We start from the raw sequence: 19,582 nt of genomic DNA on the forward strand, positions 1-19,582 counted from the left end.
CTCCCTACTACTTGCTCACCAGGTTGAGATTGAACTTGCCACACGGACATCTAAGCGCCTCTGGTGCTGGGTGACCGACGACAAAGACCCAAGCGCCGCAGTCACTGTTCTCGCATCGGAAGAAGTCGAATACGGACCTCCAAGCCGATACCACAGGTTTAAAGTCCGCAGCCGTCATGTTGTTCCACTCGTTGTAGTGCACCGTCGGATTGACTGCCCAGTTCAAAGACTGTTGGTTCTCCCATGCTTCCTGAAACTGAGCCTTGAGATCGTCGACGACCTGCTTCGCTGAGGTGTTGTTCCAGGTGTTGGCGGAACTCGAGGCCTTCTTCAGAAGATCTTTGTAGCGGCTTACCGTGGCGGTGGTGAAGTCACCTAGTTCGTAGTTGTTCTCAGGTCGGTAGGCCACCCTGCCACCGATGCGGCCGGCGAGGTCAGCCAGCGTCGCTTCGAGGTGACGACGCAACTTGGCGGCAGCCGATGGCACGTCGTCCGATACCAAATCAGCGTCGATGCGGTCCCAGATCTCCTGGCCGATGTCCACTTGCGGCCCATCGTCCACGCTCCAGCCGTGGAACCGTACCTGGGTCGCCTTGCTTATCACGCCTGACCCCTGCATTTGGCGGACCCAAACCTCGTCGTGCGTCGTAATGATGAACTGCACGTCCGGGAAGTAGTTCTTCAACAACTCGCAGAACTGCCGACGGTGGTCCTTGTCCACGGACATCACCACGTCGTCGAGTACTGCGAAACTGAACTCGGTGCCTAGGAGTCGTCGCACTAGGGCGAGGTACAGGCACACTCCCATTCCATCTTGATGGCCTTCACTGTGGTACGCCGCCGGGGGAAACATTCCCTGGCCATAGAACCCGACCTTGAGGTCGAGGGATCCCGCGGACGGCTCCAGGGTTGCCTTGAAGGTCTTGTCCTCATCCGAGTTGATGAACCGGTAGAAGGAGCTGAGTTCAACCTCGATTTCCTCGTACAGCGAGGTCAGCAAGCTGTCTGCGGTCTTGCAGTATGTCTCATAGACAGCGATGGCGGCCTCCATCGCGGTTCGTGCCTTCTTGGCCGCAGACCTGCCTTGGCAGAGCTTCGTCCACCGCTCGGAGGCAAGAGTCAGAAAGGTTGTTGCCTGAGAGGCCTCTGAGTTGTCCGGCACCGCCTCGATCTTTAGCACCAGTGCATCGAGGAGCTCCCGCAGTTGTCCTGGTATTGGAACTGGTTCACCAGTGAGACGGTCGCGTTGTTCCAGGACCTGCTCGACAGAGAATCCGGATCTGGAGAAATCCTGCAGATCGTCGCGGAATCTGCTCAGGTGATCCAGCAGTTCGACGGCACCCAAGACTCGTGCATGGGGAATGACGGTCTCCACCAGTGTAGATCGGTCGCGCGCATCGGATCGGATGGACTCGACAGCTGACTGAATCCGTCTGCCCAGTTGCTGTGCGCGTTCGGATCGCGCCAACTTGTCCGAGAGGTGTTGGCGAAGGGCGTCGACATCCGACCACTCTGTGTCACACAAAGGACAGATGGCCTCATCGAGCAGGCTGAGGCCGGTCTCCACCAGCGTGCGGTGGCGAAGCGCTAGAAGGATCTCCGGATCTGCGTCGAGGTCTGCCAGAGCATCCCCGAGCCGAGCGCGCGCTGGCTCTGTCCTGGCCTCATCATCAATCCGATCCGACAATGCCTTCACGTCGCTGGACGCCGACGTCTTGTTCAGAGTTGGGGTGGTGACCCGATTCACGCCTGCAGTCAGGTCTGATCGTGCGGTGATCCGGTCGAGGGGCTCCAGCCCAAGGACCTCACGATGCCGGTTGACGGCTCCCGCGAAGTCCTCCATCAGCAGCTTCGGAAGATCGAGGTGGCGTCTGAGTGACTCCGCGGCGGCCACTACGTCTGAGTTCGCCTTCCTGCTGGTGGAGCTGCAGCTTCCTTGTGCGGTCTTCAAGATTCGGCGGATTTCATCGATCCGCCCCAATTTCAGCAGGATCTGCACATCCTGAGCGCGCTTGCCCGCCTCGGAGACGACGTACTTGATGATCTCCCGCCGAGACAGAGTGAGTTCCGGATGAGAACCGGCGTCGTCAATCTTTGCGCGCATCTCTGCGGTATCGGGACTGAGGTGGTAGCTCGCCGGTGCTTTCACCGTCCTGATCAGCACCGCTTCGTCGCCGGTATCCGGGTCACGAACGGTCAGAGAGACCTTCGCTGACTCGGGATCGTCCCTGCGCGTGACGTGTGGCCCATGCTTTCGCACGTTGATGCCCACAGTGCCCGTTCCGGTGAGGCGCTGCACGCTTCCTGTCAGGGCAAAGTCGATGGCGTCCACGACACCGCTCTTGCCGGAGCCGTTAGGTCCCCACACGACGAAGGACTTGCAGCCGAGGGTCAGTGTCATGTCCCGGATTCCGCGGAACTCCTGTATGCGGATGGCTTGGAGCTGGATCATGCGTTCTCGTCCCCGCTGCCAGCGTCCAGAACTCTGGTCACCCTTGCCGCGGTCGGTAACGTTGCTCCCCGCAGCAGAGGATCCAATTCAGCGATGACTTGCTCCGCGACTCGATCGTCGCCTCTTAGCGCCTCGAAGAACTGGTCGAGCACCTCACACTCAATTCCGGGCACCGGCTTCTCCAATCGTCTCCGTCGTTCCGAGGGGCGGGCTGACTGACTGGACCGATACAGGTGTCTTTACCACGCAAGCCACTCTGGTGAGGTTGACCCGCAGGTGGCCGGCAGGACGATCACTGCATACCCAGGATTGGGGTCGGTGGCTCAAGCAGCATTCGGGCCAGTGTTCTGACCACGCCCGGAAACGGCCCCAAGGCATATGTCGGCGACCTAGGTTCTCCTAGGCCTCGGGACTGGCTGCTTCGGTGCACCCGCACCGGACTGATGCGAAGGATGCAGAGCGGTGCACATCGATGAACCTGGTGGGATGTCGGAGAACCCGACGGGTGACGATGATGGACCGTATGAGTTCAAGACCGTCAAGGTGGTCCGCGGCAGGGAGGCCAGCACAGCGGCGAAGGAGGGGAACGCTGACTGGGAGCTGGTCAGCGAGGACAAGGGTCCGCTCCGGACTGAGCTGACCTTCCGACGGCTGAGGCCGAGTCGCCGGAGACGTCGGCAGCTCCTAATGCCGGGTGCCTTCCTGCTCGTGATCGCCGTGGCTCTTGGCATCGGAGTCTGGAGTGAACGAAGCACGTCGACCAAGGCAGCGGACTCACCGACTGAACGGTCGACAGAGGGGTCGACCGCTGATGCATCTTCGGCGCCGGACGCCGATGAGGACGAGGATCGGAACTCGAAGTACGGCCAGACCGTCCAGACGGAGGTCCACTTCACCTGCAGGGGCGGCAGTGTTGGCTGTGTGCAGCGGATTCCCCTGGAGGTGACCGTGTTGGAGCCTGTCGAGGTCAGGCCCCAAGATCCAGCAGCGGCCACCCAGGCGGTGGTCGTCTACTTCACCATCACGGTCAAGAACAAGTCGAAGAACGGGGAGTTCGACACGTCACTCATCACGGAGGCCGGTATTGGAGACCCTGAGTATGACTGGGGTCCCATCTTCGGGTCGGAGCCGGGCGATCGGGTGCTCGGCTTAGACACAGGCCTCTCCGGGGTAAAGGACCGCTCCAGCCAGGACAGTCGGCCAAGTTCCGGGAGGGTTGGAGCGTCGCCAGCCTCGATAACCTAGCGTTTCAGGTTCGCCCTGCAGGCTTGGCCGGGGACAGCCTCGTTTTCACGCCGAGGTAGGACGGATCACCACCCGGAGAATTTCATGGCGTTGACCATCGCGAGGATCCGGCGGCGCCGGGGCAGGGTTCTCCTCCGAGCAACTCTGCCGACGGGGACATGCGCAGGTTCGGTGTGCCCCGTCGGACGCCAACCGGGTCACCGGCCGGTCGACTCAGTGCGGACTGACGGTTCCTTGGATCAGCGTCCTGCCTGATCAGAGGCCTAAATGCGGACGGGCTGGCCTGTAAGCCGGGTTCTGTAGTCGGCGACCATCCATCTCGGACCATCGTTGCCGATGGCCTCTAGCAACCTACCCGCATGCTCGGGCGGACAGCCCTCGAGCGCATGCTGTCTGGTCTTGCTCCGGGTGGGGTTTACCTAGCTCCTCGTGTCACCACGAGGACTGGTGGGCTCTTACCCCACCGTTTCACCCTTACCGCTACCTGGAGGGTAGCGGCGGTCTGTTCTCTGTGGCACTGTCCCGCGGGTCACCCCGGGTGGCCGTTAGCCACCACCCTGTCCTGTGGAGCCCGGACTTTCCTCGACGTATCTCTACGACGCGATCGCCCGGCCAGCCCGTCCGCAGGAAAAGTCTAGTGCGAGGCGGGCTCGATGTGGGCATCCGGACCTGGGAAGACGAGCGACTCGTGGTCGCTGTCGCTCCAGCGTACGAGGTAGGGCGGGCTGCCGTCGGGGTGGCTGACCTCGATGATCTCGGCCTCTCGCATGTGGTCGCCGACGTGCTGGCCCATGACGACGAGGTGGTCACCTACTGATGCGTGCATGCGCGTTCACCTCCTAACCGTCACCATGGTGCTCCCATCGCGGGCTCGGATGGAATACCGTGGTGGGGTATCACGTTCGGAGGGTGTGATGACAGAGAACGAAGACTTCGAGTACGTAGCCCCGGCTGTCGTCTTCCCGGGCCAGACCTCGCACGAGGTGGCCTATCGGACGGCCCACGACCTGCTCTCGCGGCGTTTCCCGGTGGAGGCGCTGGAGATCCTGGAGCCGGCGCTGGCCGACGACCCCGACAACCTCGGGCTGCGGAGCATGCGGGCGTGGGCCTACATGCTGCGGGCCCAGCTGGCGAAGGCCGAGGCCGAGCTGCGCTGGCTCGTCGAGCGCGACCCCAGCGACGCGTGGAGCCAGCACTCCCTGGGTCGCGTCCTGGAGCGTCAGGACCGGCTCGAGGACGCGCTCGGCCCGCTGCGCCTGGCCGCCGTGATGAGCGACGACTACGACCATCACGCAGCCGTCTACCGCGTACGCAACCGGCTCGCGCAGCGCGAGGAGTGAGCTCGGCGGTGGCCCGGATGACGCGACGACCTCGGCGATGGCAGGGTGGGGGTATGGAACCTGACACCACGACCCTCACCGCCGAGCAGGTCGCCCAGGAGCAGCTGACGGGCTGGACGTTCGAGGCCGGCGCCCCGGACAGCATCGTGGCCCGCGTGGAGACCGGTGACTTCATCACCGGTCTCGCGCTGGTCAACGCGATCGGGGCGAAGGCCGAGGAGGCCAACCACCACCCCGACATCGACCTGCGCTACCCCTACGTCGAGATCCGGCTCTCCAGCCACGATGCCGGCGGGGTCACCAGCCGCGACATCGCGCTGGCGAAGGTCATCAACGCGCTCGCGGCGGAGTCCTCGATCTGAGCGTGGCTAGGCGAGCCGGGTCATCTCGACGGTGACCTCGACGGCCGGCTGCTCGGGGCCCGAGTAGATCCCGCGCAGCGGCTCGACGTCGGTGTGGTCACGGCCCGTGCCCACACCGACGTACGCGTCGCCGGGCTCGGTGCCGGTGGCGGGGTCGATCCCGTGCCAGCCGTTGTCCCACCACTCCACCCAGGAGTGGGCGCCGCCGGGGTAGACGTAGCCGGAGACGTAGCGGGCCGGGATCCCGACCGTACGCAGCGCCCCGAGCAGCTGGTGGGCGGCGTCCGGCGCCGCGGCCGAGGCTTCGGCGACCGCCCGGGCGATCTCGACCGCGGCCTCACCGGGAAGCGCCGCGGAGGCCGCGATCGCCTTGGCCCGGGTCGCGAGCTCCTCGTCGGGCGCCACCACAGGGGGCAGGCCCAGGAACTCGATGAACCGGTCCGCGACCCCGGGCAGGGCGGCCTCCTCCCAGGTGAGCACCGGCGCGGCTCCGGGCTTCCGGTCGACCTGGACGGTGCTGGTCGCGGAGACCTTCAGGGTCCGGTGCGCCTCGAGCACCTCGATCGCGGTGACCTCGTTGCCGAAGTAGTCCTTGTACTCATAGGTCCACGGCTTGGGGGAGACGTCGATGCGGTGGTGGACCACGATCTGGTCGGGCGTGGTCAGGGGCGTCAGCCGCGCCTGGTTGTAGGAGGCGACCGCGGCCCGCTCATAGGTGAACGTCGTGGTGTGCACGATGCGGAACTGCATGCTCATCTCGATCAGACTCCTCAGACCGGCTGCCAGGCCAGCGCCTCGGCGCCGGCGAAGTAGCGCTTGGTGACCGCCTCGGTGGCCTCGGCGCAGGTGACCTGGAGCCGCTCCATCTCGGCGGGCAGGTCCGCGAGCAGGTCGTGGAGCGAGCGATACTCCAGCGACGCCCGCATCCGGCCGATCAGCCGGTGGGCCTCGTCGGTGAAACCGGCGCGGCGCGTGGTCCCCTCCAGGGTGTCCAGCGCCCCCTCGGCCCGCTGCAGCGCGTGCACCACCGAGCGCGGGAAGATCCGGTCCAGCAGCAGGAACTCGGCAGCGGCCTGCTCGGTCTCGACCCCCTTGTTGACCCGCAGGAACGCGTCGTACGCCCCGCAGGCGCGCAGCGTCGAGTTCCACTGCGAGGCACCGCCGGCGGAGGTCAGCGACGTGGTCGCCACCAGCCGCGAGGTCATGTCGGCGCGCTCGACGTAGCGCCCGAGCATCAGGAACTGCCAGGACTCATCACGCATCATCGTGGCGTCGGCGGTGCCGTTGATCTGCGCCACCCGGTCGCGCACCCAGCCGAAGATGAACGGCGCCCGCATGTGCTTGAACTGGCCGGCCGGAATCGCCCGGTAGGTGGTGTTGAGCGCCTCCCACAACGGCACCGAGAGCGTCTCCCGAGCCCCGCGGGCCGACTCCCGGGCGGCGCCCAGCGCATAGGCCATCGAGGTCGGTGCGGTGGTGTCGTACGCCAGCATGTCCAGCATCTGCGGCAGGCCGACCTTCTCGGTGGGCGGGATCTCGACGCCCATCACCGCCAGCAGCGAACGGCAGGCCGTCTCCTCGTCGGTGGCGGCGTCCTCGAGGATGTGCTGGGTCTGCACGTCGAGTATCCGCGCGGTGTCCTCGGCACGCTCCACGTAGCGTCCGATCCAGAACATCGACTCGGCGATGCGACTCAGCATCACGCAACCCCCTGCGCTTGAGACTGGCCCTGACTCTGACCCTGACTCTGACCCCGGCCGGACGGCCGGGACGACGTCGGTCCGGCGAGCACCCAGGTGTCCTTCGAGCCGCCGCCACGTGAGCTGTTCACGATCAGCTCGCCCTCTGCGAGCGCCACCCGAGTCAGGCCACCGGGAAGAACCCAGACCTTGTCGCCATCATTGACCGCGAACGGCCTCAGGTCCACATGCCGCGCCCCGAGGCGGTGCCCTCCTGCGCCCTCCGGTTCGGCATCGGTGAAGGTCGGGACCGTCGAGAGCTGCACCACGGGCTGGGCGATCCAGGAGCGCGGATCCTCCAGGATCTTGCCGCGCAGCACCTCCAGCTCGCGGGCCGAGGCCGCCGGCCCGATCACGATCCCCTTGCCGCCGGAGCCGTCGACGGGCTTGAGCACGAGCTCGTCGAGCCGGTCGAGGACCTCCTCGCGGGAGGACGCATCGCCCATCCGCCAGGTGTCGACGTTCTTGATGATCGGGTCCTCCGCCAGGTAGTAGCGGATGATGTCGGGCATGTAGGTGTAGACGAGCTTGTCGTCGGCGACGCCGTTGCCCACCGCGTTGGCCAGCGTCACGTTGCCCATCCGGGCGGCGTCGATCAGCCCCACGCAGCCGAGCATCGAGTCGGGCCGGAAGTGCACCGGATCGAGGAACTCGTCATCGATACGCCGGTAGATGACGTGCACCGGGGCCAGCCCCTTGGTCGTCCGCATCAGCACCTGCCCGTTGCGGCAGACCAGGTCGCGCCCCTCGACGAGCTCGACCCCCATCGTCCGGGCCAGCAGCGCGTGCTCGAAGTAGGCGCCGTTGTAGACGCCGGGGGTCAGCACGACCACGGTGGGGTCCGCGACACCCGCGGGAGCAGCCGCGCGCAGCGCCGCGAGGAGCTTCTGCGGGTAGTTGGCCACCGGCCGGATCCGGTGCTCGGCGATCGCCTCCGGGAGCGCGGCCGAGATCGCGCGACGGTTGGTCATGACGTACGAGACGCCCGAGGGGACCCGCACGTTGTCCTCCAGCACGCGGAACTCGCCGGTGTTGTCGCGGACCAGGTCGATGCCCGAGACCTGCACGCGTACGCCGTTGGGCGGGTGCACCCCCGCGGCAGCGCGGTGGTAGTGGCTGGAGGTGGTGATCACCTCGCGCGGGATCACCCCGTCGTCGAAGACCTTGCCCTCGTCGTAGATGTCGGCGAGGAACAGCTCCAGCGCCCTGACCCGCTGCTGGACGCCCTTGTCGATCGTGGCCCAGGTGTCCCGCTCGATGACCCGCGGCACGATGTCGAGCGGGAAGGCCCGCTCCTCGCCGCCGATGTCGAAGGTGACGCCCTGGTCGAGATAGCTGGCCTGCATCGCCTCGACCCGGCTGATCAGCTCCGACTCGCTGAGCCGGCCCAGCGAGTCGCCGAGCCGTTGATAGGGAGGCCGGAGCTCGCGGCCGACGAACATCTCGTCATAGGCCGGATCCCGAGTCTCGTAGGCGTCGAAAATCTGGCTCATGGAGGCAACCTACTGAAATCCGTGTAACAGCGCTGTTGCCCACGCGAACATCTCGGGCAACGGTAGGTTGGGAGTATGAGCGACGAGCACGCGGGCGAGTTCTACTACTGCCTCAAGCACAAGACCGTCGAGCCGTACGAGGGCTGCAAGGCCAAGGACCGCCTCGGCCCTTACGCCTCCTACGCGGAGGCCTCCCGAGCGCTGGAGCACGTGCAGGAGAACAACGAGCGCTGGGACAAGGAGGACAAGGCCTGGGAGGGCGACGCCGGCAACGAGGATCGGTGATCATCGGCTCCGGGTGACCCTCAGCGCGGGGTGACCCGGAGCAGCACGTCCTCCCCGCCGTTGTCGGTGGTGACGAGCAGATCACCGTCGGCGGCCAGCGAGACCGTACGCAGCCGCCCGTAGTCCTGCATCGCCTCGGGCGCCCGCTCCTCGGTGAGCTTCCCGGACTCGTCGAAGGAGAGGATCAGCAGCTCCTGGTCCTTGAGCACGGCGACCGCGAGCGCCCCGCCGTAGGCGCCCCACCGCTCCTGGACCGGGATGAAGGTGCCGCCGCCGGTCGCGACGGTCGGGTTGCCCGAGCTCCAGGCCGCCTCGATCTGCTTGCCGGGCAGGTCCTGGTCGGTCATCGGCACCGACTCGTCGTAGCCGGCACCTGGGTTCCAGCCGTAGTCGCCGCCCAGCGTGATCTCGTTGACCTCGTCGTCGCGGTCGGGGCCGTGCTCGACCGACCAGATGGTGCCGTCGGCCCGCTGCGCCAGGCCCTGCACGTTGCGGTGGCCGAAGCTCGTGATGAACCGTCGCGGGCCTTCGTCGCCGGCCCACGGGTTGCCCGGCCACGGCTGGCCGGTCTCCGGGTCGAGCCGCAGCGTCTTCCCGCCCAGGGAGTCGAGGCTGCGCGGGTTCCTCTCGTCGGCGGCGTCGCCGGTGCCGACCCACAGCGCACCGTCGTCGCTGATCAGCAGCCGGCAGCCGCCGTGCCTGCCGCTGCTCGTGGGGAAGCCGTCGATCAGCGTCCGGTCCTGGGTGGCCCTGGTCAGCCCGGCATCGAGGGTCCAGGAGATGACGCGTACGTCCTGGCCGTCGTTCCATCCCTGACAGGTGTAGATGCGCCGGTTCTCGGCGAAGCCGGGGTCGATCTCGAGGCCCATCAGGCCGGTCTCCCCGGAGACCCAGATGTCGTTGTCCTCGAGCGGGATCTCGCGCCGCTCGCCGCCCTCGACCAGCGACAGGACGGCCCGGTCGCGCTCGGTGAGAAGGAACCGGTCCTCGCCGATGTCGGCGACGTCCCACGGGTGGTCGAGCTCGTCGTTGACCACCTGCACATCGAGCTCCGGCACCCGGTCGGAGGTCGGCAGCACGGCCGCGGGAGCCGAGGAGGACGCGCTCGCCGGCGCACTGGTCGAACCCGACGGGTTCAGCGGCGGCGGTGTCGTGGCGGGAGAGGAGTCTCCGGCGCAGGCGGCGGTGGAGAGCCCAAGAGCTATCACGGAGGCGAGAGCCATGGCAGCGCGCATGGTGTCGACGGTACTGGCCGCGTGGGCTCTAGGGTGTGCGGTTGTGACGAACGCCTTCAAAGCGATGCGGGAGCATCCCTCGGCCGTGCTGCTCGTGGGGCAGCTGGTCGCCGTCCTGGCCTACCCGTTCCTCGACGGCTCGACCCTCGGGCGTGCGGGCATCGGCGTGCTCCAGCTGCTGCTGCTCGTGGTGGCGGTCGCGGCCGTACGCCTCACCCCGGCTCTGTCCTGGGTCGCGATCCTCTTCGGTGCGCCGGCGACGGTCTTCGCGGTCTGGGAGGCGGTCGCGCCGAACGAGGGCTGGGTCGTGCTGGTCTCGGCGCTCTTCCACGTGCCGTTCTACATGTTCGTCTCCTACGCGATGATCCGCTACCTCTTCCACGACGACGAGGTGACCCGCGACGAGCTCTTCGCGACCGGAGCGGCGTTCACGGTCGTGGCCTGGGCCTTCGCCTATCTCTTCGCGGCCGTGCAGGTGATCTGGCCGGGATCGTTCGACACCCAGCGCACCTGGTTCGAGCTGCTCTACCTCTCGTTCACGACCCTGACCTCGCTCGGCCTCTCCGACATCGTCCCCGTCCAACCCCACTCGCGCTCGGTCGTCATGGTCGAGCAGGTCGCCGGTGTCTTCTACGTCGCGCTCGTGGTCGCCCGCCTCGTCGGCCTCGCCAGGCCGGCCCACCGCTGACGCTTCGTCAAGGTATGTAGCCGAAGCCACACATCCCTCGTGGAACTCAGCACGGGATGTGTGCCTCGGCCTGCATACCTTGACGAAGCTCCCAGGAGATCGCCCGAGGGATCAGAAGGTGTGCTCAGGCCCCGGGAAGGTCGAGCCCTTGACGTCGGAGATGTAGGCCTCGGCGCCCTCGGAGAGGACCGACTTCACATCGGCGTACTGCTTCACGAAGCGGGCCATCTTGCCGCTGCGCATGCCGAAGGCGTCCTGCCAGACCAGCACCTGGCCGTCGCAGTCGGGGCCGGCGCCGATCCCGATGGTGGGGATCTCCAGCTCCTTGGTGATCTGCGCGGCGACCTCACCGGAGACCATCTCCATGACGACCGCGAACGCGCCGGCCTCCTGGACGGCCTTGGCGTCGTCGATGACCCGGTCGGAGGCGTCTCCGCGGCCCTGGACGCGGTAGCCGCCGAGCACGTGCTCGGACTGCGGGGTGAAGCCGATGTGGGCGATGACCGGGATGCCGCCCTCGGTCAGCTTCTTGATCACTGGAGCCATCTCGGCGCCGCCCTCGAGCTTCACGCAGTGGGCGCCGGCTTCCTTCATGAACCGCACCGCGGTCAGGTAGCCCTGCTCGGGGGAGGCCTGGTAGGAGCCGAAGGGCAGGTCGCCGACGACCATCGCCCGCTTCACGCTGCGCGAGACCGCGCGGGTCAGGGGCAGCAGCTCGTCCACGGTCACCGGAAGCGAGGTCTCGTTGCCGAGGACGTTGTTGGAGGCGGAGTCACCGACGAGCAGCAGGTCGACCCCGGCCTCGTCGAAGATCTGGGCGGTGTACATGTCGTAGGAGGTGAGCATCGTGATCTTGTCGCCACGCTGCTTCATCTCGCGAAGATGATGCGTGCGCACCTTGCGTACGGGCTTGGCCGGAGCGTTCCCGGCAGCACCGGTGCCGTACGGGGCGGTCTCCTCGGCAGAGGGGTTCGTGCTCATCATCGAGCCTTTCTGGTGTCATCTCGCAGCTCCCTGATGGAGTCCACGGACTATCTCCAGCGTAGGCCGACACGGTGGCGTCCGCGCTGTGGTGGTGATCACAGTCGGTCGAAGGGCGAGGCATAGGCGAAGCGGCCCCGAAGACCCGGGTCGTACGCCGCCAGCGGCCGTGCCTGGAAGTAGTCGCCCCAGGAGGGATCGGGCGCCTCGATGCCGAGTGAGGATGCGGGCACGAAACCGAAGCGGCCGTAGTAGGCCGGGGAGCCGAGGAGGACGACGACCGGCTCGCCCATCGCATCGGCAGCGCCGAGGACGGCGTGCATCAGCGCGGAGCCGACGCCGTCGCGCTGCCGGGCGGGGGAGACGCTGACCGGACCGAGACCGAGCGCCGGCCGGCCGGCGAGCGTGCCACGTGTGGCCACCACGTGTCCGACGATCTCGCCGTCGGCCTCGGCGACCAGGGAGAGCTCCGGGACCCAGCCCGGATCCTCGCGCAGCCACCCCACCAGCGTCGCCTCGCCGGGGACCCCGTCGGGCTCGATCGACGGTGCGGAGTGCTCCACACCGGAGAAGGCGGCGGCGGTGACCGCACGGATGTCGGCCACGTCCTCGAGACGTTCGCGTCGGATCAGCACGGTCCGACGCTAAACCGAACGACAGTCCCGGCGCTCCTGGTTATCGTCGCGTCCATGCGGGTGCGAGAGGCGACGGCGCAGGACCTCGACGCGGTGATCCACGTCGGGGTGACGACCTGGCGGGCGACGTATCCGCCGATCACCGGGGAGGCGTACGTCGAGGAGGGCATCGCGAAGTGGTGGGCCCCCGACGCGGTGCTGCCCGGGATCAGGGCCGGCACCGTGCTCGTCGCCGAGATCGACGACCGGGTCGTCGCGATGGCCTCCTACTCGCTCTTCGAGGACCACCTGATGCTCTGGAAGCTGTACGTCCTCCCCGACTCCCAGGGCTCCGGCGCCGGCAGCGCGCTGCTGGCCGAGGTGATCGACCGGGCCGGCGACCTGCCCGTTCGCCTCACCCACCTCGTCGGCAACGACCGCGCCCACGCCGTCTACGAGCGGCTCGGCTTCGTCGAGACGGCCTCGGTCCCCAGCCCCATCGACGGCGGTCCGGAGGAGATCGTGATGGAGCGCCCGGCGCACTGATCCCCAGGCACCCCGCACCCGACTTTCGCAGACGTCCAACGAAAGTCGTTCAGAAACGGTTGAAAGTCGGCAGCGGTCGCCATTAGCATCCGGCGTGACGCGCATCACATCTCATTCGGCGTCCCGACGTTCGGAGTCTCGATGTCCCACTTCCTCCACCCACGCCGCACTCGGACCCGCCTCGCCATCGGGTCGGTCGTCTTCGGCCTCGCCGCCCTCTGCCTGGCCGGACCCGCCGGACCCGCCTCCGCGACTCCTGCCGAGGCGCCGTCGACGACCTGCCCGGCGCCCGATGCACGCCCGCACGTGGTCTTCCTCGATCTCGACAGCGGTGTCGCCAACAGCACCCTGCGCTCCGGCTGCACCATCAACGACGTCATCGACGACGAGCGGACGTGGCCGAACCACGGGGCCTTCGTGACACACGTCCGCGGCGTCACCGCCGATCTGGTCGTCGCCGGAGAGGTCACGCGGGCCGAGGCAAGCCGGCTGCAGTCCGCTGCCGCCCGCTCCCAGGTGGGGAAGGTCGCCGGCTACGACCAGCTCTTCGACGGCTCGGCCGACTCCTTCGAGGACTGGGCGTACGCCGGCGACGGTGGCTTCGACCTGGTGCCGGACGGCACCATCCGCAGCCGCGCCGGAGCGGGTGGCGGGTTCGGGACCCTGTGGTACCCGGCACGGGAGTTCGGCGACTTCTCGCTGCGACTCCAGTTCCGCGACGACGCGCCCGGTCCGGCCCGGGGGAACAGCGGCGTCCAGGTGCGCTTCCCCGAGCTGTGGGGCCCGGTCGAGGGGTGCCCGACGACGTACAACGGCAGCGAGACCGGCAACCTCTCCTGGATCGCGGTCAACTGCGGCCACGAGATCCAGGTCAACGACTCGCCGGAGGGCGGCAGCAACGACCCCCGCAAGACCGGGTCGATCTACGGCTTCGCCGACCTCACCCTGGCCGAGGCGCGCCCGACCCCGAAGGGCACCTGGAACGACCTCGAGGTCCGCGTCGTCGGGCAGCACTACACCGTGATCCGCAACGGTGTCGTGATCAACGAGTTCGAGAACCTGCCCGGGCTGCCCTTCCCCGGTCGCCCGAACGACCCCGACTCCAGCAGCCGAGGACTGACCGGTCACGTCGGGGTCCAGGCGCACGGCAGCACCCCGGACGTGGTCTCCTACCGGAACATCCGAATCCGCGACCTGTCCTGAGGTCGCACCTGGTCGGCGGCGGGCATCGGGTGGCCGGACGGGCCATCGCGCCTAGACTCCGGGTGTGGACTTCTACTCCGCCTACTCCCATGGCTTCGCGCGGGTCGCGGCGTGCACCATCCCGATCTCCGTCGCCGACCCCGCCGCCAACGCCCGCGAGGTGATCGCGCAGGCCCGCGAGTGCTCCGATGAGGGAGTCGCCGTGGCGGTCTTCCCGGAGCTGTGCCTCTCGGGCTACTCGATCGACGACCTCGTCCTGCAGCGGACCCTCCTCGATGCCGTGCACGCGGCGATCAGCGCGATCGTGGTGGCCTCCGAGGAGCTGCTGTCGGTGATCGTCGTCGGTGCCCCGCTGCGCCACGGCGACCGGGTGCTCAACACCGCGGTCGTGATCCACGGCGGCGAGGTGCTCGGCGTGGTGCCGAAGACCTACCTGCCGACCTACCGCGAGTTCTACGAGAAGCGGTGGTACGGCACGGGAGACGGTGCCGACGGCACCATCATGCTCGGCGGCGAGGAGGTGCCGCTGAGCAACGAGCTGCTCTTCCGGTGCACCGACATCAAGGATCTCGTCTTCCACGTCGAGGTCTGCGAGGACATGTGGGTCCCGGTGCCGCCGAGCGCCAAGGCCGCGCTGGCCGGCGCGACCGTGCTGCTCAACCTCTCCGCCAGCCCGATCACCGTGGGCCGCTCCGACGCGCGCCGCCTCCTGGTGCAGTCGGCGAGCGCGCGGTGCATGGCGGCCTACGTCTACACCGCTGCCGGCCAGGGTGAGTCGACGACCGACCTCTCCTGGGACGGGCAGACGATGGCGTACGAGCTCGGCGAGCTGCTGGGGGAGACCGAGCGGTTCCCGGACGGCCCGCGGCGCACCGTGGTCGACGTCGACCTGGAGCGGATCCGCGCCGAGCGGATCCGGCAGGGCACCTTCGACGACAACCGGCGGGCCGAGGGGACCTTCCACTCCGAGATCGAGTTCGAGCTCGCGCCGCCGCTGACCGGCGACGGGCTGCGCCGCAAGGTCGACCGGTTCCCGTTCGTCCCCGACGACCCCGACAAGCTCGCGCTGGAGTGCTACGAGGCCTACAACATCCAGGTCTCCGGGCTCGAGAAGCGGCTCCAGTCGATCGGCCCGGACACCAAGATCGTCATCGGCGTCTCCGGCGGGCTCGATTCCACCCAGGCGCTGATCGTCGCCGCCAAGGCGATGGAGCGGCTCGGTCGGCCGACCTCCGACATCCTCGCGTTCACGATGCCCGGGTTCGCCACCTCCGACGACACCAAGTCCAACGCGATCAAGCTGATGGAGGCGCTCGGGACGACCTACGAGACGCTCGACATCCGCCCCACCGCCACCCAGATGCTCAAGGAGATCGGCCACCCGGCCGGCGACGGCGAGCCGGTCTACGACGTCACCTTCGAGAACGTCCAGGCGGGGCTGCGTACGGACTTCCTCTTCCGCATCGCCAACCAGCGCGGCGGCATCGTGCTCGGCACCGGCGACCTCTCCGAGCTCGCGCTCGGCTGGGCGACCTACGGCGTCGGCGACCAGATGTCGCACTACAACGTCAACGCCGGCGTGCCGAAGACCCTGATCCAGCACCTGATCCGCTGGGTGATCACGACCGAGCAGTTCGACGGCACCGCCGACGAGGTGCTCCAGGCGATCCTCGACCAGGAGATCTCGCCCGAGCTGGTGCCGGGGGAGGTGCTGCAGTCGACGGAGCAGAAGATCGGCCCGTACGCCCTGCAGGACTTCACCCTCTTCCACACCGTCCGCAACGGCTTCACGCCCTCGAAGATCGCCTTCCTGGCGTGGAACGCCTGGCACGACGTCGAAGCCGGCGAGTGGCCCCCGGGTTTCCCGGAGGAGAAGCGGACGGCGTACGAGATGAAGGAGATCCGCTCCTGGCTCGAGGTCTTCGTCAAGCGCTTCTTCGCCAACCAGTTCAAGCGCTCGGCGCTGCCCAACGGTCCCAAGGTCTCCAACGGTGGCACCATGTCGCCTCGTGGTGACTGGCGGATGCCGTCCGACGCCTCCCCGGCCGCCTGGCTCGCCGAGATCGAGGCCCGGGTCCCGGTGGAGTAACGGCCCAAGAGCGGGGGTGAAGGTAATGGCTTCACTGGAGGCAAATAAAGCAAATACCTTCATAACTCGAAAATGAAGATATAGTCTTCACATGGTGTATGTAGCGACGGTAATCGGCGACCTCGTGGGCTCGCGCACCACGTCCGACCGCGCGAAGGTCCACGAGGCGTTCGCTGATGCCGTCGAGGAGATCAACCGGCAGTGGCAACCGGTCGATCCGCTGCGGATCACGGTCGGCGACGAGTACCAGGGCGCCTTCGAGACCGTCGGTGTCGCGATCCGGGCCGCGTTCCGGCTGCGGATCGCGCTCCACCCCGTGGTCGGCGTACGCCACGGCATCAGCTGGGGTGCCACCCGCGTGCTCCGAGACGACCCCCGGGTCGAGGACGGGCCGGGCTGGTGGTCGGCACGGGACGCGATCGAGGCGGCGGAGCGGGCCGAGAACAAGGCGGCCTCGCGCAGCGTACGGACCTGGTATCAGCCCGCGGAGGACGCGGGTGGGCCGGACCCGGCGGCGGTCAACGCCGCGCTGGTCGCGCGCGACGAGCTCTTCTCTCGGCTGGATCGAGCCTCGGTGTCGGTGCTTTCTGGCATGCTCTCCGCCATGTCTCAGAAGGCCATCGCCGCCGAGCTCGACATCACCCCCTCCGCGGTCTCCCAGCGCGTCCGGCGCGACGGCATCGCCGTGATCGTGCGCGCCGACGAGCTGCTCGGGGAGATTCGATGAGCGAGCGCAAGCGAGCGAACAATCAGGTCATCATGCCGCCGTGTCCGTATTCTGGCGCTTGCGCTACGGAGGCGGCGGCATGAGCTGGATAGCGCTGCTCCTGATCGGCGTGGGCACGGTCGACTTCGCCCACGCGCTCATCGACCCGCTCCGGCGGATCCGCTGGGTGCCCGAGGCGATCGGCGCCGTGGTCGTGATCGCGTTCGGTCTGCTCTCGGCCCTCTTCGGCGGCGACCTGGCCGCGGTGATCGTCATCGCCGGGATCGCGGTGCTGTGGGGCTTCCTGGCCCACCCGCCGCAGGGGTCGGACAGGAACCCCCGTCCGGGGATCCCGCTGGCCCTGCTGAGCGCGACGATCTTCCTCGGGGTGCTGCTGGCCCCGGTGGCCGGCGAGGTCGGCGGCCCGGTCGCCGCCTGGGCGGACAACGCCCCCTGGGCCTGGGTCGAGGCGGCGCGCCCCGAGGCCGTGCTGCTCGCCTTCGGTGGCCTGCTGGTCCAGATCTCGACCGGCAACGTCGTGGTGCAGCTCGTCCTCGACGTCGCCAAGGTGGCCAACCCGCTCGACGGGGTCGCCGGCAACAATCTCAAGGGCGGACGGCTCCTGGGCCCGCTCGAGCGGCTGACGATCTTCGGGCTCGGTCTCACCGGCAGCCTCACCGCCGCCGGCCTGGTGGTGGCGGCCAAGGGGCTGATCCGCTGGCCGGAGCTGCAGTCGTTCCGTGGCGAGAGCGACGGGCCGAGCATCAACGACGTGACCGAATACTTCCTCGTCGGCAGCTTCGTCTCCTGGATGACCTCGCTGGTGACCCTCGCCCTGGTCATCACCTAGACCGAGACTAGATTGCGGTGCCATGACTGTGGGTAAGGCTCTTGGGCTGCTGGTGGCCGTCGTGCTTCTCCTGGCCGGAGGTGCGCTGGCGCTGACCGGCATGGGCTATCTCGGCGGAGGCGGCACGAGCACCGCCTGGTCGGTCCTCGGCGCGGCCCTGGCCGGGTTCGGGGTGGCGCTGGTGATCTCGATCTTCAGGGGTCCCGGCCGCTGACCGTGGCGCGAAGATCTCAGCTGTAACGTCGGACCGTTAGTGTTCACGCATGGGCAAGCAACAGGACTTCGTGCTCCGCGCACTCGAAGAGCGGGACGTACGTTTCGTGCGACTGTGGTTCACCGACGTGCTCGGTTATCTGAAGTCGGTCGCGGTGGCGCCGGCCGAGCTCGAGAGCGCCTTCGCGGAGGGCATCGGCTTCGACGGCAGCGCGATCGAGGGGTTCGCTCGGGTGACCGAGGCCGACATGCTGGCCCTCCCGGACCCGAGCACGTTCCAGATCCTGCCGTGGCGCACCGACGGCCCGTCCACGGGCCGGATGTTCTGCGACATCGTGATGCCCGACGGGTCGCCGTCGTACGCGGACCCGCGCTACGTCCTCAAGCGCACCCTGTCCAACGCCGCGGAGAAGGGCTTCACCTTCTACACGCACCCCGAGATCGAGTTCTACCTCTTCAAGGACAACCCGCGCGACGGCAGCGAGCCGACCCCCGTCGATTCCAGCGGCTACTTCGACCACACCGCCCAGTCGATGGGCGCCGACTTCCGGCGCGAGGCGATCACGATGCTCGAAGCCATGGGCATCAGCGTCGAGTACAGCCACCACGAGGGCGGGCCGGGCCAGAACGAGATCGACCTGCGCTACGCCGACGCGTTGAGCACCGCCGACAACATCATGACCTTCCGTACGGTCATCCGTGAGGTCGCGCTGAGCCAGGGCATCTGGGCGAGCTTCATGCCCAAGCCGTTCACCGAGCACCCGGGCTCCGGCATGCACACCCACCTGAGCCTGTTCGAGGGCGACGCCAACGCCTTCTACGAGCCCGGTGCTGAATACCAGCTCTCCAAGACCGGCCGCAGCTTCATCGGTGGCGTGCTCCGTCACGCCGGCGAGATCACCGCGGTGACCAACCAGTGGGTCAACTCCTACAAGCGCCTGATCGGCGGGGGAGAGGCACCGGCTCACGTCGCCTGGGGTCACAACAACCGCTCGGCGCTGGTCCGGGTGCCGATGTACAAGCCGCTCAAGGGCCAGTCGACCCGGATCGAGGTCAGGTCCCTCGACGCCGCCTGCAACCCCTACCTGGCCTTCGCCGTGATCCTGGCGGCCGGCATGAAGGGCATCGAGGAGGGCTACGAGCTGCCGCGTGAGGCCGAGGACGACGTGTGGGCGCTGACCGAGCGCGAGCGCAAGAGCCTCGGCATCGACCCGCTGCCGGAGAACCTCGACGAGGCGATCGGGATGGCCGAGGACTCCGAGCTCCTCGCCGAGACCCTCGGTGAGCACGTCTTCGACTTCTTCCTGCGCAACAAGCGCGCCGAATGGGCCGCCTACCGCGAGCAGGTGACCGCCTACGAGCGCTCCCGGATGCTCCCGGTCATCTGAGCCCGCAAACTGGTTGTCAAGGAAACTCAAGCCCGATTCCACACTTCCGATCCGGTGCTGCCACACTGGATCGAACGGGAGAGTGGGAGTGATGTCGTTGAGTCTTCCCCGAGTGCTTGTGATTCAGCACGAGGAGACAGTTCCGCCGGCGTT

General features: G+C 67.7%; 20 protein-coding genes and 1 other RNA gene. 12 read left to right on the top strand and 9 right to left on the bottom strand.

Features of this window, described 5'->3' with window-relative positions:
- Positions 1-7: 7 nt before the first annotated feature.
- Positions 8-2,452, bottom strand: coding sequence for an AAA family ATPase (locus tag ACZ6WN_RS25835; RefSeq protein WP_465868837.1), 2,445 nt, complete (start codon positions 2,450-2,452; stop codon positions 8-10).
- 462 nt (positions 2,453-2,914) lie between these two features.
- Here ACZ6WN_RS25835 and ACZ6WN_RS25840 point away from each other — a divergent pair, with 462 nt between their 5' ends.
- Positions 2,915-3,697 carry a hypothetical protein gene (locus ACZ6WN_RS25840; RefSeq protein ID WP_465868838.1) on the top strand — a complete coding sequence of 261 codons (783 nt, stop codon included), beginning with the start codon at positions 2,915-2,917 and terminating at the stop codon, positions 3,695-3,697.
- A 270-nt stretch (positions 3,698-3,967) separates the two neighbouring features.
- On the opposite strand, the gene rnpB is transcribed toward ACZ6WN_RS25840, so the two are convergent.
- Positions 3,968-4,317: RNase P RNA component class A (gene rnpB / locus ACZ6WN_RS25845), an RNA gene on the bottom strand.
- 14 nt (positions 4,318-4,331) lie between these two features.
- The gene (locus tag ACZ6WN_RS25850) at positions 4,332-4,523 is read right to left on the bottom strand and encodes a DUF1918 domain-containing protein (RefSeq protein ID WP_045551181.1); all 192 of its coding nucleotides are present in this window, start codon (positions 4,521-4,523) and stop codon (positions 4,332-4,334) included.
- 88 nt (positions 4,524-4,611) lie between these two features.
- Between ACZ6WN_RS25850 and ACZ6WN_RS25855 the strand changes: the two genes are divergently transcribed.
- Positions 4,612-5,037 (top strand): tetratricopeptide repeat protein, encoded by a 426-nt coding sequence (locus ACZ6WN_RS25855; protein ID WP_465868840.1) that lies wholly within the window; start codon positions 4,612-4,614, stop codon positions 5,035-5,037.
- 53 nt (positions 5,038-5,090) lie between these two features.
- Entirely contained in the window at positions 5,091-5,399 is a 309-nt protein-coding gene (locus tag ACZ6WN_RS25860; protein ID WP_465868842.1) for a 4a-hydroxytetrahydrobiopterin dehydratase, read from the top strand.
- A 6-nt stretch (positions 5,400-5,405) separates the two neighbouring features.
- Here ACZ6WN_RS25860 and ACZ6WN_RS25865 read toward each other — a convergent pair whose 3' ends face one another.
- The 3 genes from ACZ6WN_RS25865 to ACZ6WN_RS25875 are packed head-to-tail and all read right to left on the bottom strand — an operon-like array spanning position 5,406 to position 8,631.
- Complete coding sequence (locus ACZ6WN_RS25865) at positions 5,406-6,155, bottom strand: transglutaminase family protein (RefSeq protein WP_465868843.1); 750 nt, start codon at positions 6,153-6,155, stop codon at positions 5,406-5,408.
- 14 nt (positions 6,156-6,169) lie between these two features.
- A complete protein-coding gene (locus ACZ6WN_RS25870; RefSeq protein ID WP_465868845.1) occupies positions 6,170-7,099 on the bottom strand; it encodes an alpha-E domain-containing protein in 930 nt (309 codons plus the stop codon).
- Positions 7,099-8,631 (bottom strand): circularly permuted type 2 ATP-grasp protein, encoded by a 1,533-nt coding sequence (locus ACZ6WN_RS25875; RefSeq protein ID WP_465868847.1) that lies wholly within the window; start codon positions 8,629-8,631, stop codon positions 7,099-7,101. The genes ACZ6WN_RS25870 and ACZ6WN_RS25875 overlap by 1 nt, the downstream gene beginning before the upstream one ends.
- A gap of 75 nt (positions 8,632-8,706) precedes the next feature.
- Between ACZ6WN_RS25875 and ACZ6WN_RS25880 the strand changes: the two genes are divergently transcribed.
- Entirely contained in the window at positions 8,707-8,916 is a 210-nt protein-coding gene (locus ACZ6WN_RS25880; protein ID WP_465868848.1) for a hypothetical protein, read from the top strand.
- Between the two features lie 20 nt (positions 8,917-8,936).
- On the opposite strand, the gene ACZ6WN_RS25885 is transcribed toward ACZ6WN_RS25880, so the two are convergent.
- Positions 8,937-10,151, bottom strand: coding sequence for a PQQ-dependent sugar dehydrogenase (locus tag ACZ6WN_RS25885; RefSeq protein ID WP_465868850.1), 1,215 nt, complete (start codon positions 10,149-10,151; stop codon positions 8,937-8,939).
- Positions 10,152-10,194: 43 nt separating this feature from the next.
- On the opposite strand from ACZ6WN_RS25885, the gene ACZ6WN_RS25890 reads away from it, so the two are divergent.
- The gene (locus ACZ6WN_RS25890) at positions 10,195-10,839 is read left to right on the top strand and encodes an ion channel (RefSeq protein ID WP_465868851.1); all 645 of its coding nucleotides are present in this window, start codon (positions 10,195-10,197) and stop codon (positions 10,837-10,839) included.
- 111 nt (positions 10,840-10,950) lie between these two features.
- Here the strand turns inward: ACZ6WN_RS25890 and panB are convergent, their stop codons facing one another.
- Together panB and ACZ6WN_RS25900 are read right to left on the bottom strand one after the other, a co-directional pair.
- A complete protein-coding gene (gene panB, locus ACZ6WN_RS25895; protein WP_465868852.1) occupies positions 10,951-11,823 on the bottom strand; it encodes a 3-methyl-2-oxobutanoate hydroxymethyltransferase in 873 nt (290 codons plus the stop codon).
- Positions 11,824-11,918: 95 nt separating this feature from the next.
- Positions 11,919-12,455 carry a GNAT family N-acetyltransferase gene (locus tag ACZ6WN_RS25900; RefSeq protein ID WP_465868854.1) on the bottom strand — a complete coding sequence of 179 codons (537 nt, stop codon included), beginning with the start codon at positions 12,453-12,455 and terminating at the stop codon, positions 11,919-11,921.
- Positions 12,456-12,509: 54 nt separating this feature from the next.
- Here ACZ6WN_RS25900 and ACZ6WN_RS25905 point away from each other — a divergent pair, with 54 nt between their 5' ends.
- The 7 genes from ACZ6WN_RS25905 (at position 12,510) to glnA (ending at position 19,429) form a co-directional block, all read left to right on the top strand.
- Positions 12,510-12,980 (top strand): GNAT family N-acetyltransferase, encoded by a 471-nt coding sequence (locus ACZ6WN_RS25905; protein ID WP_465868856.1) that lies wholly within the window; start codon positions 12,510-12,512, stop codon positions 12,978-12,980.
- 141 nt (positions 12,981-13,121) lie between these two features.
- A complete protein-coding gene (locus tag ACZ6WN_RS25910) occupies positions 13,122-14,183 on the top strand; it encodes a 3-keto-disaccharide hydrolase (RefSeq protein WP_465868857.1) in 1,062 nt (353 codons plus the stop codon).
- Between the two features lie 64 nt (positions 14,184-14,247).
- Positions 14,248-16,272 carry an NAD(+) synthase gene (locus ACZ6WN_RS25915; RefSeq protein WP_465868858.1) on the top strand — a complete coding sequence of 675 codons (2,025 nt, stop codon included), beginning with the start codon at positions 14,248-14,250 and terminating at the stop codon, positions 16,270-16,272.
- Between the two features lie 91 nt (positions 16,273-16,363).
- A complete protein-coding gene (locus ACZ6WN_RS25920) occupies positions 16,364-16,999 on the top strand; it encodes a SatD family protein (RefSeq protein ID WP_465868860.1) in 636 nt (211 codons plus the stop codon).
- A gap of 79 nt (positions 17,000-17,078) precedes the next feature.
- A complete protein-coding gene (locus tag ACZ6WN_RS25925) occupies positions 17,079-17,828 on the top strand; it encodes a hypothetical protein (RefSeq protein WP_465868861.1) in 750 nt (249 codons plus the stop codon).
- Between the two features lie 22 nt (positions 17,829-17,850).
- Positions 17,851-18,042, top strand: a complete 192-nt coding sequence (locus ACZ6WN_RS25930) for a hypothetical protein (protein WP_465868862.1) — start codon at positions 17,851-17,853, stop codon at positions 18,040-18,042.
- Positions 18,043-18,091: 49 nt separating this feature from the next.
- Positions 18,092-19,429 carry a type I glutamate--ammonia ligase gene (gene glnA, locus ACZ6WN_RS25935; RefSeq protein WP_045550195.1) on the top strand — a complete coding sequence of 446 codons (1,338 nt, stop codon included), beginning with the start codon at positions 18,092-18,094 and terminating at the stop codon, positions 19,427-19,429.
- Positions 19,430-19,582: the final 153 nt, after the last annotated feature.

This window comes from Nocardioides sp. NPDC054178, from assembly GCF_055585005.1.